We start from the raw sequence: 12,846 nt of genomic DNA, 5'->3' as shown, positions 1-12,846 counted from the left end.
GGGTACGAGCGTACGGCGCGGGCGTGGGGCGCCGGGGCAGGATGCCGCCCGGCCCGCAAGGGCGCCGTCACGTCAGCCCGCCCTGTCATTCCGGGCCCGGCCCGCCGTGCAGGACCTCACGGGCGATGCGGGAGAGGTCGTCGGTGGTGGGCATCAGCGCCCGCACGCCCGGAGGGAGGCCTGCGTACGTGCTGACCGCGAGGGGCTGGTTCTGCGACTGGAGGGCGAATTCGACCGTCGTCGCGTCCTGGCTCTCCGCGATGAGGATGCCGAGCGTCCGGTCGTCCCGCTCCGGGTCGCGCAGGAGGCGGTCCACCGCGGTGACGTAGAAGCTGAGCTGCCCGAGGTGCGAAGGGTGAGCCCTGGTGGTCTTCAACTCGACCACCACGAAGCGGTGCAGCCTGAAGTGGTAGAAGAGCAGGTCGATACGGAACTCCGTATCGCCCACGGTGAGAGGGTACTGGCGGCCTACGAAGGCGAATCCGAAGCCGAGCTCGGTGAGGAACTGGATGATCTTGTTCGTCAGTGCGTCCTCGAGCTCGCGCTCGGCGGCGGTGTCCGACAGCTGGGTGAACTCCAGGCGGTACGGATCCTTGAAGATCTGTGTCGCGGCCTCGGATTGCTCCGGGATGGTGACGTCGAAGTTGTTGGCGGCCGCGCCCTGGGCCAGATGGAGCCCGCTGCGGATGTGAGTGGTGAGGCGGTCGCGGGACCAGCCGTGGTACACGGCGTGCTGAGCGTAGAAGTCCAGCTCGAAGCGGGTCTTGCACTTGTCCATGAGGAGCTGGAGATGGCCCCAGGGCAACTGCGCAGCAGCTTGCTGCGCAAACTGTTCGGGCCACGTCCGAGCCATCTGCTGCATGTACTGCAGGTTGCGTGCGCCGAACCCCCGCTGGTCGGGGAACTCGGTCCGCAGTTCCGTGGCGATCCGCCCGACGACCTTCGTCCCCCACCTCTCGGCTCCCTGGCGCTCCAGAATCGTCCGGCCGATCTCCCAGTACATCTGGAGCATCTCGGTGTTCACCTTGAGCTGTGCGCGCAGGTGCGCGCCGCGCACGATCGACTTGAGGTCGTCGACCATCTCGTAGAAGCCGGGAGGCAGTTCGGTCCGGTGCTGGGCCGGTACGACTGCCTCGGCAGTGAGTTCGTTGTCCACGGGGTACAGGCTTCCGGCGCGTATGCAGGCGGTGACGTTTCTGCTCGCATATATACGCCTTATGGGTGATCGAACCCTTTCCGGGTGTGCGGCAACCAGTTCGTAACCCCGGACACCTGTCGCGCTACGCGCGTTGACTCTAGGCTGCGGGACGCAGGATCCAGACACTTACAAGGGGACCGATGTCAGCGACTCCGCAGAAGAACCGTGTGCCCCGGCGGGTGCTCGCCGCCACCGCCGGGCTCGTCACCGTCGGCGCGCTCGTCGCAGCGATGCCGGCCGGCGCGCACGACAAGGGCCACGGCCACGGCCACCACCCGTCGTCCCGCACGGTCGACGTGCAGCTGCTGTCCTTCAACGACCTGCACGGCAACCTGGAGCCGCCGGCCGGTTCCGCCGGGACGGTCGGTGAGACGCAGGCCGACGGCACGGTGAAGTCGGTTCCGGCCGGCGGCGTCGAGTACCTCGCCACCTCGCTGCGCACCGCGCGCAAGGGGCACCCGTACTCCGTCACGGCGGCCGGCGGCGACATGGTGGGCGCGAGCCCGCTGCTCTCGGGGCTGTTCCACGACGAGCCCACCATCGAGGCGCTCAACGGGCTCGACCTCGACGTGACGGCCGTGGGCAACCACGAGTTCGACGAGGGGGCCACCGAGCTGGCCCGTCTGCAGAACGGCGGCTGTCACCCGGTCGAGGGCTGCTACGAGAAGGGCAAGAAGTTCAAGGGCGCGGACTTCCCCTACCTCGCGGCCAACGTGACGAACGAGAAGACCGGCAAGCCGATCCTCAAGCCGTACACGGTCTGGAAGAAGAACGGCGTCAAGATCGGCTTCATCGGGGTCACCCTGGAGGGCACGCCGAACATCGTCACGGCGAACGGTGTCAAGGGCCTGAAGTTCCACGACGAGATCGAGACGGTCAACAAGTACGCCAAGGAGCTGGACCGCCAGGGCGTCAAGTCCATCGTCGCGCTGATCCACGAGGGCGGGGCCCCGGCCTCCTCCTCGTACAACTACGACTGCGACAGCCCGGGCGCCGGTGACGGCATCTCCGGGCCGATCGTCGAGATCGCCAAGGGCATCACGCCGAAGGTCGACGCCCTGGTCACGGGCCACACCCACCAGGCGTACGTCTGCACGGTCCCGGACCCCTCCGGCAATCCGCGCATGGTCACCTCGGCGTCGTCGTTCGGCAAGCTCTACACGGACACGACCCTCACCTACGACCGCCGCACCAAGGACATAGTGCGCACGTCGGTGAAGTCCGCGAAGTCGGCGAATCACATCGTCAGCCGCGACCAGGCCAAGGCCACGGACATGACGGCGCTGATCGCCCGCTGGAACACGCTCGCCGCCCCCATCGCGGGCCGCCCGCAGGGGTACATCTCCGCCGACATCAACGGCCGCGGCTCCACGGCCCCCGAGAAGCCGCTCGGCAACCTCATCGCCGACGCCCAGCTCGAGGGCCTGGCCCCCGCGGACAAGGGTGCTGCGGTGGTCGCGTTCATGAACCCGGGCGGTATCCGCTCCGACCTGGTGTACACGGCGTCCGGCAGTGAGGGCGACGGGGTGGTGACCTACGGCGAGGCGTTCACGGTCCAGCCGTTCACCAACATGATGAACGTCGTCGACCTGACCGGCGCGCAGCTGGTCGCCGCTCTCCAGCAGCAGGTCAGCGGCTCGAACGAGGCGTCGCCGAAGATCCTCCAGGTCTCGAAGGGCCTCACCTACACGCTGGACATGACGAAGTCGGGCGCCGCACGGGTGGTCGCGGACACGATCCGTCTGAACGGCGAGGCGATCGACCCGGCGAAGTCGTACCGCGTCGCGATGAACGAGTTCCTCGCGGGTGGCGGCGACGGCTTCGCGGCCCTCGGCCAGGGCACGAACAAGCTGGTCGGCGCTTCCGACCTGGACCTGTTCAACGCCTACCTGGCGGCCCACTCCACGGCTTCCGCACCGCTGGCCCCGCCGGCCACGGACCGGATCACGATCGTGCAGTAACGCCGTCACACGGGAGCGTCCCGCTGCTCCCGTCCGGCCCGGAGACCGATGGTCCGCCACGCCACGTGGCGGACCATCGGCTTGTTCAGGCAGGCCCGGGGACGAAGATGTCGTGGCCCCCCACTCGGCGCCACAGGATGTGCGTCACCCCTGGGCGGACTTCGTCTCCGTACTGCCAGGTGGCACGACCGTCCGGTGCCCAAGTCATCTCCATGACAGGGCGTGCGCCCTGCGGCAACGAGATGCCCTGAACCGGCTTGACCCGGAGTCCGGGTCGGAACTGCCCCAACTCCACATCCGGAACGAACTTCTTCCGGATGACGTCCTCGAAGCGCTTCCGCTCCTCGGGCTTCAAAGTCTTGAAGTCGCGCTTGAAGTGGGCAGTCGTCTCAAAAGTGGGCAATCGGGCCTCCCGGTGTCAGGGGTCAGTCTTCGTCGAGGTGCGCGAACATGCTGTCCGTGTCCTCGTGGACGGCGGTGCGACCGGCAGCGATGTCCTCGCTGCTTCTGCGCTCGCCCTCCTGCCACTCCGGAGTCCAGAACCAGGCCTGGTCGGAGCGGATCTTGGTGAGTCCGTGCACCGTCACTTCACCGGCGCCGGTGATCTCGAACTCGATTTCGTCGCCCTGGTTCACCCCGAGGGCTGCCCGAATGGCCTTGGGCAGTGTGATCTGCCCGTTCGTTCGCAGTATGGCTGTGGCTCCAGTCACGCAATGACCTCCTACCTCTGTCGCCATCCTTACCAAGGTAGCATGAAATACGAATATTGCAAGTTTAAGAAATTCGCAATCTTGCATTCTGCTGCTCGGTGCCAGGGTTTTCGTCCTGTGCGTGGTGGGGGTGGGGTGGGGTGGTCGGACGGTGGTCGACGGGTTCCGGCCACGCGGGCGTCGGTGGCGAGACGACCCTGTTCCGTCATTGAGGTGTGCCCGACATAATTCGAGCCCCCACGGCCCCCGGAGGCACACCCCCATGAGTTCGTACACCGCCACCCGCCGGAGCTTCCTCACCGGCTCGCTCGCAGTCACCGCCGGGGTCCTCCTCGGCGGGACGGCCACAGCCGCCTCCCGCGCGCTCGGCACGCAGGACTGGATGGGCGGCATAGCCGACTCCACCCCGCTGCGACGCCTCACGATCCCGGGGACGCACAACGCCGGTGCGCGCTTCGGCGGCCCCTGGACGGCGTGCCAGAACACGACGGTGGCCCAGCAACTGGACAGCGGCATACGTTTCCTCGACGTCCGGTGCCGGATCAGCGGTGACGCGTACGCGATCCACCACGGGGCCTACTACCAGAACCTGAATTTCGACGACGTGCTGGGTGCCTGCCGGGACTTCCTGGCCAGGCACCCTTCGGAGACCGTGCTGATGCGCGTCAAGCAGGAGTACTCGGAGGAGAGCGACGCCGCGTTCCGGCGGATCTTCGACATCTACCTCGACGACAAGGGCTGGCGTCCGCTCCTGCGCCTGGACTCCACCCTCCCGGACCTCGGCGGTGCCCGCGGCAAGGTCGTCGTCCTCGCCGACAACGGCGGCCTGCCCGGGGTCCGGTACGCCGACCCGGCGGTCTTCGACATCCAGGACGACTACATGGCCGAGCCCTTCGGCAAGTACCCGAAGATCGAGGCGCAGTTCCGCAAGGCGGCGCAGCAGCCCGGCAAGTTCTTCATGAACTACGTGAGCACCGCGGCCCTGCTCCCTCCGCGCTCGAACTCGGACCGGCTCAACCCGCAGGTGCACTCGTTCCTCGACGGATCGGAGGCCTCCGGCTGGACCGGCCTCGGGATCGTCCCGCTGGACTTCCCCGCCACCCGGACCGGGCTGGTGGAGTCGCTGATCCGGCACAACCCGGCCGGCTGAGGAGTCACCACGCCGAGGGTGCGGCCCGTTTGACGGCGTAGGCGCACAGCCGGGTCCCGTAGAGGTCCAGTGCGTCGTCGGGGTCCTCGTCGTAGTGGGCCGCCACCTCGCGCCACCGGTCCCACGAGTGGAGTCGGGCATGGCGGCGGTCGTCGTCCGTGCGCGGCGGGTCGTCGACCTGGCGGCTGCGCAGCCACTGCTGCCATTCCTGGTGGGCGGCGGGGTCGGCCGCGAGGTCCCCTTCCGGTGGGCGGGCCGTCTCGGCCCGCCGGTCCCGGGCTAGGACTGCGGCGATGTACGCGGCCGGTCGTGCGGGGCGCCAGTCGACGGCCATGCCGAGGAGTTCGGCCGCGATGTCGTGCGCCGCCAGGCCTCGGTCGATCAACGGGCGCAGTGCGAATGCCAGGCGGCGGAGCCCTTCCCGCTGGGTCCAGCCGACGAGCGGCCGGACCTGTCGGGCGACCTCGATGTCGTGGGCCACCTGCCACGGGCTGCGAGGCGACGCACCGCAGGCGTTCCTGGCCCTCCGGGGAGTTGCCGCCCTCGCGCGCGTCGCGCGGGTGCGCGAGGTGTAGTTCAACCACCCATCCGGATCAGCAACGGATGAGTAGGGGTACGGCCCAGGAGAATGGGGTGCACGCCCTGCCCGACAGTGCGCGCCCGGCCGCTCGTCGTCCACAGGATGCGGCTTCCTGTGGACGGTCTTCTGCATGAGCGCCCGTCCCTCGTCCGTCACACCGACCACGCGTGCGCCGTACCCGGTGCCGTCGAGCCGGTGCCCCTTCGCACGGTCGTACGATGCCGGAACCGTCGCCGCGTAGATCGTCGCGGTCGCCGTGTACGGGGGCGGCCCGGGAGCCGAAGGTTCCTCTTCGTACCGTGTCTCCGCCACGCCAGCGCACCCAGCTCCCGCAGCACCCGGACATGCCGCTTCACCGTCGCCGTCGAAACTCCGCACCGGGAGGCCGTGCCTTCGAGGTCGTACAGCACGAAGCCCAGCCGGTAGTCCATCCGCGCCGCGAGATCCCGGGCCACGGTCAGCGTCGTCTCCCCGGCGCGCGGGTGCAGGCCGGCGCCGATCAGCCACGTCACGGCGGACAGCCACGGACGCGGACGGGCATGCCGGGCAGGGGTGGAGTCCACCTCCTGGAGGGCGCGGGGAACGGGGTCCCGTACCGGATCAGGGCATGGCGGAGGAGCGCAGCACGAAGCCGCGCCGGTGGTACGACGCATCACGGTCCGTCGGGGTAGGGCAGGCCGGCTGCCGGGCCTGCCGGTGGATCTCAGCGGGTGGTCAGGCCTGAATCGCCGTGCGGGGGCGCGCAGAAGGCTGTGCGGTGGCCCCCGCATCCCCGGCGAGCGTGAACCACACCGCCTTGTGGCTGGGAGAGCAGCACCCGCAGACCTCCGACCCCCAGGCCAGAGCGAGCTCCTCCAGGAGGAAGAGCCCCCGCCCGCATTCCTGGGCGTGACCCGCGCCGATCGACCCGTCGGACGTGGCGCCTGCCGCAGGCGCGGTCCAGGGCGTGTCGTCGGCGACGGACACGGTCACCTGCTCCCGGCCGACGGTCACATGCACCCGGATCAGTGAAGTGCGGGTGTGCCGGTGGGCGTTGGCCACGACCTCGGTCACGCAGAGGCGGGCGTCGTCGACGACGCCGCTGTGGGGTGTGCCGGTGAGCAGCGAGGCGACGAAGTGCCGGGCGATCCCGGCGGAACGCGCGGTGTTGGGCAGTGAGAGCCGGTAGCTCTCGCCGTCCTGACCGTGCGGTGATGCGGAGGGTGCGGTGGCGTTGACGCTGGTCATGTCGTTCTCCCCACGTGGTGCGATCCGAACGCGCACGCGGCTCGTTGACCGTGGTGACGGTCGTGCGGCGAGGGCTGGCGCGCTGTACCGAGGTAACTAACGAACGTACCCACAGCTCATAACTAGTGATACGGCTCGATGTCGTGAGTAACGAACACCCAGTGGTTCGGGTACGGCCACACTGGGATTCGACAGGAGGGGATCTGTATGCCGCCGAGGAAGCTGCTCACGGTGCGACAGCGTCGACTGGGCTCCGAGCTGCGCAGACTCAGGGAACATGCGGGCCTGACACTTGCCCAGGCCGCAGAGCGGTTGGGGGCGGACCGCACCACCATCAGCAACACCGAGTCGGGCCGATTCGGCGTGAGCCCTCAGCGGGTGCGGGCGTGGGCCGACCACTACAAGTGCCCCGAACCGGCGTACGTCGATGCCCTTGCCGCCATGGCTGCGGAGCGTGTGAGCGGATGGTGGGAGCACTACCGCGGTGAGCTGGCCAACGACGCTCTCGACCTCGCGGAGCTGGAGTATCACGCTGCGGCTGTCCGGTCGGTGCAGGTCATGTATATGCCTGGCCTGCTCCAGACCGAGGAATACGCCCGCAGCGTCTTCGCCGAGAGCGTTCCGGTGCCGAGCCCCACGCGCCAACGTCGCCTGCTCGCACACCGATTGCAGCGACGGGACGTACTTGACCGGCCGAATCCGCCCACCTGCACGTTCCTGATCCACGAGGCGGCACTGCGGATGGCATACGGAAGTCGCGAGGTAGCACGCGCCCAACTCGTGCATCTGTTGCAGGAATCCGACCGGGGCAACATCACCATCAGGGTGATTCCCTTTGCTGCGGGCGGTTTTCCGTTCGCAAGCAGTTCGGCACACTACGTGTACGGGATCGTTCCGCAGCTCGATACCGTGCAGGTGGACACCGCGACGGGGTCGTCGTTCCTCGATGCCGAGACGAGCCTGGTGAACTGGAGAGTCGCGCTGGACCGGACCGAGGAGAGGTCGCTCGACCCGGGGCGCTCGCGGGACTTCATTCGGGGCATCGTGCAGAGCATGAAGGTGTGAGGATCATGGAAATTCAGTGGCGCAAGTCCTCGAAGTCCTCGAACGCCGAGGGCTCCGACTGCCTCGAACTCGCCGAACACGAGGGCGAGATACTGCTGCGTGAGAGCGACAACCCGGACGTGGTCGTGCGCACCACCCGGGCCAAGCTCCGTGCCTTCCTCGGGGGCGCGAAGGAGGGCGAGTTCGACGACCTGGCCTGAACCGAGCCGCACAGGAAGCGCACCGTCACACCTCCGGCGGCGGCGTCGGCGCCCCGGGCAGTCTGATCGACGCCACCGTGCCGCCGCCCTCCGCGGGGCTCAGGACGATCTCGCCGCCCGCGTGCCGGACCGTGCGAGCCACGATGGACAGGCCTAGGCCGGAGCCGGGCAGCTGGCGAGCGGACGGGGAGCGCCAGAAGCGGTCGAAGACGTGCGGGAGGTCCTCGGCGGGGATGCCGGGGCCGTGGTCCCGCACGGTCAGCTCGCCGCGGTGCAGGACGACCTCGATCGTCCCGCCCGCCGGGCTGAACTTCACCGCGTTGTCGAGCACGTTGACGACCGCCCGCTCCAGCGCGGCGGGTTCGGCGCGTACGTACCAGGGGGCCAGCTCGGCCGTTATGGTCAGCTCCGGGCCGCGCAGTCTGGCGCGCTGGAGCGCGGTGCGGGTGATGTCGTGCAGCGCGACCACCTGGAGCGGGCCGGGCTGGGCGGCGTCGGGGCGGGAGAGCTCCTGGAGGTCGCCGATGAGGGCCGCCAGCTCGGTCATCTGGGCCTTGACCGAGGACATCAGGGCCTTGCGGTCCTCGGGCGGGATGGCACGGCCCGTGTCGTCGCTGCGGGCGAGCAGCTCGATGTTCGTACGGAGTGAGGTGAGCGGGGTGCGCAGCTCGTGGCCGGCGTCGGCGATGAGCTGCGACTGACGGTCGCGGGACGTGGCCAGTGAGCTGGTCATGGCGTTGAACGAACGCGAGAGCCGGGCGATCTCGTCCTCGCCCTCCGCGGGGATCCGGACGGTCAGGTCCTCGGTCTCGGCCACGTGCTCCACGGCGCGGGCGAGGTCGTCGACGGGGCGTAGGCCGGTACGGGCCACCCATAGGCCGGCGGCGCCGGCGCCGACGACACCGATGCCGGAAACGAGGAGCAGGACCCAGGCGAGGGTGGTGAGCGGGTCGGTGACCTCGCTCATGGGGCGGGCGATGGAGACGGCGAGGTCCCCGGACTCCGTTCCCGGTCCGCCCCGGACATCCAGCTGCGAGGTGTAGACCCGCATGCTCTCGCCGTCCTGGGCGGTGACCGTGTGCAGGGCGTACGTCTGCTTCCGCTCGGCCACCGCCAGGTCCCCGGCGTCCACCGGCAGTTTCGACGTCCCGGGGGCGACGCAGACCGTGCCCCGGGAGTCGATGAGCTGGACCGTCACACCGGTGAAGGGGCGCGGTGGCAGCGTGGTGTCGCCGTTGCAGTACGTGTACAGCCCCACCAGGTAGCGCTGGTCAACCGCGGAGCTGCGCAGCGACTGATCCAGCTGGTGCTCCAGCTGCTCCCGGGTCACGAACCAGCAGGCCGCGGCCACCGCCGCCACCGCCGCCGCCACCGCGGCTGCGACCAGCAGGGCGAGCCGCGAGCGGAGCGGGAGGGCGCGGAGCCGGCGGGGGAGGCCGGTCACCCGTCACCGCCGCCGGAGCGCAGGGCGTACCCGACGCCCCGCACGGTGTGCACGAGGCGCGGCTCGCCGCCCGCCTCCGTCTTGCGGCGCAGGTACATCACGTACACGTCCAGGGAGTTGGAGCTGGGTTCGAAGTCGAAGCCCCATACGGCCTTGAGGATCTGTTCGCGGGTCAGCACCTGGCGGGGGTGGGCCAGGAACATCTCCAGGAGGGTGAACTCGGTTCGGGTGAGTTCCACCCGGCGCGTCCCACGGGTGACCTCGCGGGTGTTCAGGTCCATGCGGAGGTCGGCGAAGGACAGCACGTCGTCGTCGGGGACGGCCCCGCCAGCCGCGACCGCGTAGGAGCTGCGGCGCAGCAGGGCGCGGATGCGGGCGAAGAGCTCGTCCAGCTCGAAGGGCTTGACCAGGTAGTCGTCGGCACCGGCGTCGAGGCCGGTGACCCGGTCGCCGACGGTGTCGCGGGCGGTGAGCATCAGGATGGGCGTGGTCGACCCCGTGGACCGGATGCGCCGGGCGGCGGTGAGGCCGTCCATGCGGGGCATCTGGATGTCCAGGACGATCAGGTCGGGGGCGTACGACTCGGCCTTGGTGAGGGCGTCGTAGCCGTCCACGGCCACCTCCGTCCCGTAGCCCTCGAACGCGAGACTGCGCTGCAGGGCCTCGCGCACGGCGGGCTCGTCGTCGACGATCAGGACACGCTGCGGATCGTCTTCGGCGGGGCTCATCGCTTTTTCGTCCTCTTCCTTCGGGCCGGGTGGTGGGGGCTCGGCTCTCAGCCTCGCACGGCCGCCGCACGACGTCGCGCGGCACGTCGCCCGCGGCCGGTGCCGCTGCGGATCTCGGGCGGGCGGGGTGCGGAGGCGGCGGGGGCCGAGGCGGCCAGTTCGGCGGCCAGGGCGAGCGGGAGGGCCAGGTCGGACGGACCGGCGGCCGTGGTGTCGGGGTTCATGGAGACCTTCCTCGTCAGGAGCCGTTGCCGGCGCGCAGGGTGTCAAGGTCGGCCTTGACGGTGTTGACCGGGATGGCGAAGCCGAGGCCCACGCTGCCCGCTGCCGAGCTTCCCGAGGTGCTGGACGAACTGGGCGAGTACATCGCGGAGTTGATGCCGATGATCTCGCCGTTCATGTTGATCAGGGCACCGCCGGAGTTGCCGGGGTTGAGCGAGGCGTCGGTCTGGAGGGCCTTGTACGTCGTCTTGGACGAACCGGTGTCACCGTTGAACTGCTGACCGCCGAACTCGAACGGCCAGTTCTGACCGCCCTGTTGCTGCTGGCCCTGGCTCTGGTCCTCGTCCTTGGCGACCGTGACGTCACGGTCCAGGGCGGAGACGATGCCGCTGGTGACCGTGCCGGTGAGCCCCTCGGGCGAGCCGATGGCCACGACCTGGTCGCCGACCTTCACCGAGGAGGAGTCGCCGAGCGAGGCCGTCTTCAGTCCGCTCGCGCCCTGGAGCTTGATGAGCGCCAGGTCCTTGTCGGCGTCGGTGCCGACGACGTCGGCGGTGTACGTCTTCCCGGTGCTGAGGGCCACCTCGATCTTGGAGGCTCCGGAGATGACGTGGTTGTTGGTGACGATCTCGCCGTCAGCCGTGATGACGACACCCGAGCCGGTGGCCTCGCCGGACGAGGACGTCGCGCTGATCTCGACGATGGCCGGCGACACGGCCGCCGCCACGCCGGAGACGGTCCCGGCGCTGCTCTGCGAGACGGTGGTGCCGCTGACGACGCCGCTGGAGCCGGAGCTTCCGGAGCTGCCGCCCGCGAGCTCGCCGATGAGGGTGGCGGTGCCGCCGCCGACCGCCGCGGCGGCGATCGCCACGGCCGCGAGCAGTGCGAACGGCCGCTTGACGCGCCGCTCGGACTTGGGGGCGTCCGCGGCGGGGCCCACCTGCGCGGGCTGGGGGGCCGGCCAGGCGTAGGCGCCGACGGGCACCTCGGTGGTCTGCCGCTCGGGCTCGTGGGCCGGGGGCGGCGGGTAGGCCGCCGCGCCGCCACCGTACGCGCCGCCGCCGGACTCGGCGTACGGGCCGGTGCCGCGCTCAGCACTGCCGTACGAGCCGGTGCCGTAAGCACCGTTGTCGCGCGAACCGTTGTCGTGCGATCCGTTGTCGTGGGAGGGGGACATCGGGTACTCGCCGCTCGGGCGGTGGCTGTCGGTCATGTCTACGAGAGTGGCCAGCGAACATGAGAGCAGCCTGAGTACGTCCTGAGAAGCCCGGCAGAACCGTGTATGCCCGAAATAAGGAAGCGCTCCGCTACAGCGGGGTCACCGTGGGTTCCCCGCAGCCGCACGACCGGCGCACCACCAGCGCGGACGGGAACTGCTTCAGACGCTCGCGCCGTGACCCCGAGACCCGCAGCGAGTCGTCGAGGACGAGGTCCACGGCTGCCCGGGCCATCGCCGGACGGTCCGAGAAGACCGTCGTCAGCGGCGGATCGGTCAGCCCGGCCTCCTTCACGTCGTCGAAGCCCGCGACCGCGAGCTCACCCGGCACGTCGATCCGCAGCTCGCGCGCGGCCCGCAGCACCCCGATGGCCTGGTCGTCCGTGGAGCAGAAGATCGCCGGGGGCCTGTCGGGGCCGGAGAGCAGCTTCAGGGCCACCTGGTAGGCGTCGTAACGGTTGTACGGGGCGTGGAAGAGCCGGTCCTCCGTCGGCAGCCCGGCCTCCTGCATCGCCCGGCGCCAGCCCTCGATGTGGTCGGCGACGGGGTCGCCGACCACCGGAGTCGACTCCGTGCCGCCGAGGCACGCCACATAGGCGTTGCCGTGCTCCAGGAGGTGGCGGGTGGCGAGCTGGGCACCACCGATGTCGTCCGTGACGACCGCGACGTCGTCGATCGCCTCGGGGCGTTCGTGCAGCAGGACGACGCGCGCGTCCCATGCCTCTATCTCGGCGGCGGCCCGCTCGCTGGGGCCCTGGCTGACCAGGATCAGCCCGGACACCCGCATGCCGAGGAAGGCCCTCAGATAGTGGACCTCGCGCTCGTCGCGGTAGTCGGAGTTGCCGACGAGCACCATCTTCCCGCGCTCGGCGGCGGCCTGTTCGACCGCGTGCGCCATCTCGGCGAAGAACGGCTGCCGGGCGTCCGGCACGATCATCCCTATGAGATCGGTGCGCCGCGATGCCATCGCCTGGGCGACCCGGTCGGGCCGGTAGCCCAGCTCCTTGATCGCGGCGAGCACCCGCTCGCGCGTGGCCGGGGCGACCGGCCTGGGTCCGTTGTTGATGACGTAGCTGACGACCGCTGTCGAGGTCCCCGCCAGTCTCGCCACATCATCCCGCGTCACCTTGGCCACGCGCGGCAGT

The 12,846-nt window shown here is 69.9% G+C and carries 14 protein-coding genes; 4 read left to right on the top strand and 10 right to left on the bottom strand.

Annotated features, from left to right (window positions below; all coding sequences use genetic code 11):
* Positions 1–85 precede the first annotated feature (85 nt).
* Positions 86–1,156, bottom strand: coding sequence for a PDDEXK nuclease domain-containing protein (locus P8A20_RS16540; RefSeq protein ID WP_147958426.1), 1,071 nt, complete (start codon positions 1,154–1,156; stop codon positions 86–88).
* 182 nt (positions 1,157–1,338) lie between these two features.
* Here P8A20_RS16540 and P8A20_RS16535 point away from each other — a divergent pair, with 182 nt between their 5' ends.
* Entirely contained in the window at positions 1,339–3,159 is a 1,821-nt protein-coding gene (locus P8A20_RS16535; RefSeq protein WP_306103752.1) for a bifunctional metallophosphatase/5'-nucleotidase, read from the top strand.
* 85 nt (positions 3,160–3,244) lie between these two features.
* Here the strand turns inward: P8A20_RS16535 and P8A20_RS16530 are convergent, their stop codons facing one another.
* Complete coding sequence (locus tag P8A20_RS16530) at positions 3,245–3,562, bottom strand: hypothetical protein (protein ID WP_306103751.1); 318 nt, start codon at positions 3,560–3,562, stop codon at positions 3,245–3,247.
* A gap of 22 nt (positions 3,563–3,584) precedes the next feature.
* Positions 3,585–3,869, bottom strand: a complete 285-nt coding sequence (locus tag P8A20_RS16525; RefSeq protein ID WP_261988571.1) for an AbrB/MazE/SpoVT family DNA-binding domain-containing protein — start codon at positions 3,867–3,869, stop codon at positions 3,585–3,587.
* Between the two features lie 262 nt (positions 3,870–4,131).
* Between P8A20_RS16525 and P8A20_RS16520 the strand changes: the two genes are divergently transcribed.
* Positions 4,132–5,019 carry a phosphatidylinositol-specific phospholipase C domain-containing protein gene (locus tag P8A20_RS16520; RefSeq protein ID WP_306103750.1) on the top strand — a complete coding sequence of 296 codons (888 nt, stop codon included), beginning with the start codon at positions 4,132–4,134 and terminating at the stop codon, positions 5,017–5,019.
* 4 nt (positions 5,020–5,023) lie between these two features.
* On the opposite strand, the gene P8A20_RS16515 is transcribed toward P8A20_RS16520, so the two are convergent.
* Together P8A20_RS16515 and P8A20_RS16510 are read right to left on the bottom strand one after the other, a co-directional pair.
* Complete coding sequence (locus P8A20_RS16515) at positions 5,024–5,500, bottom strand: hypothetical protein (protein ID WP_306103749.1); 477 nt, start codon at positions 5,498–5,500, stop codon at positions 5,024–5,026.
* An 813-nt stretch (positions 5,501–6,313) separates the two neighbouring features.
* Positions 6,314–6,826, bottom strand: a complete 513-nt coding sequence (locus P8A20_RS16510) for an ATP-binding protein (RefSeq protein ID WP_147958423.1) — start codon at positions 6,824–6,826, stop codon at positions 6,314–6,316.
* Between the two features lie 207 nt (positions 6,827–7,033).
* On the opposite strand from P8A20_RS16510, the gene P8A20_RS16505 reads away from it, so the two are divergent.
* Together P8A20_RS16505 and P8A20_RS16500 are read left to right on the top strand one after the other, a co-directional pair.
* On the top strand, positions 7,034–7,891 hold the full coding sequence (locus tag P8A20_RS16505) for a helix-turn-helix domain-containing protein (protein WP_147958422.1): 858 nt from the start codon (positions 7,034–7,036) through the stop codon (positions 7,889–7,891).
* 5 nt (positions 7,892–7,896) lie between these two features.
* Positions 7,897–8,091, top strand: coding sequence for a DUF397 domain-containing protein (locus P8A20_RS16500; RefSeq protein WP_147958421.1), 195 nt, complete (start codon positions 7,897–7,899; stop codon positions 8,089–8,091).
* A gap of 25 nt (positions 8,092–8,116) precedes the next feature.
* Here the strand turns inward: P8A20_RS16500 and P8A20_RS16495 are convergent, their stop codons facing one another.
* The 5 genes from P8A20_RS16495 to P8A20_RS16475 form a co-directional block, all read right to left on the bottom strand.
* A complete protein-coding gene (locus P8A20_RS16495; protein ID WP_147958420.1) occupies positions 8,117–9,535 on the bottom strand; it encodes a sensor histidine kinase in 1,419 nt (472 codons plus the stop codon).
* Positions 9,532–10,263, bottom strand: a complete 732-nt coding sequence (locus P8A20_RS16490; RefSeq protein WP_147958419.1) for a response regulator transcription factor — start codon at positions 10,261–10,263, stop codon at positions 9,532–9,534. Before P8A20_RS16490 ends, P8A20_RS16495 begins: the two co-directional genes overlap by 4 nt.
* Before the next feature lie 47 nt (positions 10,264–10,310).
* Entirely contained in the window at positions 10,311–10,487 is a 177-nt protein-coding gene (locus tag P8A20_RS16485) for a hypothetical protein (protein WP_306103748.1), read from the bottom strand.
* A 14-nt stretch (positions 10,488–10,501) separates the two neighbouring features.
* Positions 10,502–11,698, bottom strand: coding sequence for a S1C family serine protease (locus P8A20_RS16480; protein ID WP_306103747.1), 1,197 nt, complete (start codon positions 11,696–11,698; stop codon positions 10,502–10,504).
* 94 nt (positions 11,699–11,792) lie between these two features.
* Positions 11,793–12,836 carry a LacI family DNA-binding transcriptional regulator gene (locus tag P8A20_RS16475; protein ID WP_147958417.1) on the bottom strand — a complete coding sequence of 348 codons (1,044 nt, stop codon included), beginning with the start codon at positions 12,834–12,836 and terminating at the stop codon, positions 11,793–11,795.
* Positions 12,837–12,846 lie beyond the last annotated feature (10 nt).

This window comes from Streptomyces sp. Alt3 (assembly GCF_030719215.1).
Classification (GTDB): Bacteria; Actinomycetota; Actinomycetes; order Streptomycetales; family Streptomycetaceae; genus Streptomyces; species Streptomyces glycanivorans.
Note: the sequence above shows the minus strand (reverse complement) of the source record. Positions and strands in the feature narration are given on the sequence as shown.

What these genes read in the sequence shown, in the direction of transcription:
- P8A20_RS16535 (WP_306103752.1), top strand. Translation starts at nt 1,339, where the DNA reads ATGTCAGCGACTCCGCAGAAGAACCGTGTGCCCCGGCGGGTGCTCGCC.
- P8A20_RS16520 (WP_306103750.1), top strand. Translation starts at nt 4,132, where the DNA reads ATGAGTTCGTACACCGCCACCCGCCGGAGCTTCCTCACCGGCTCGCTC.
- P8A20_RS16510 (WP_147958423.1), bottom strand. Translation starts at nt 6,826, where the DNA reads ATGACCAGCGTCAACGCCACCGCACCCTCCGCATCACCGCACGGTCAG.
- P8A20_RS16505 (WP_147958422.1), top strand. Translation starts at nt 7,034, where the DNA reads ATGCCGCCGAGGAAGCTGCTCACGGTGCGACAGCGTCGACTGGGCTCC.
- P8A20_RS16500 (WP_147958421.1), top strand. Translation starts at nt 7,897, where the DNA reads ATGGAAATTCAGTGGCGCAAGTCCTCGAAGTCCTCGAACGCCGAGGGC.
- P8A20_RS16490 (WP_147958419.1), bottom strand. Translation starts at nt 10,263, where the DNA reads ATGAGCCCCGCCGAAGACGATCCGCAGCGTGTCCTGATCGTCGACGAC.
- P8A20_RS16485 (WP_306103748.1), bottom strand. Translation starts at nt 10,487, where the DNA reads ATGAACCCCGACACCACGGCCGCCGGTCCGTCCGACCTGGCCCTCCCG.
- P8A20_RS16480 (WP_306103747.1), bottom strand. Translation starts at nt 11,698, where the DNA reads ATGACCGACAGCCACCGCCCGAGCGGCGAGTACCCGATGTCCCCCTCC.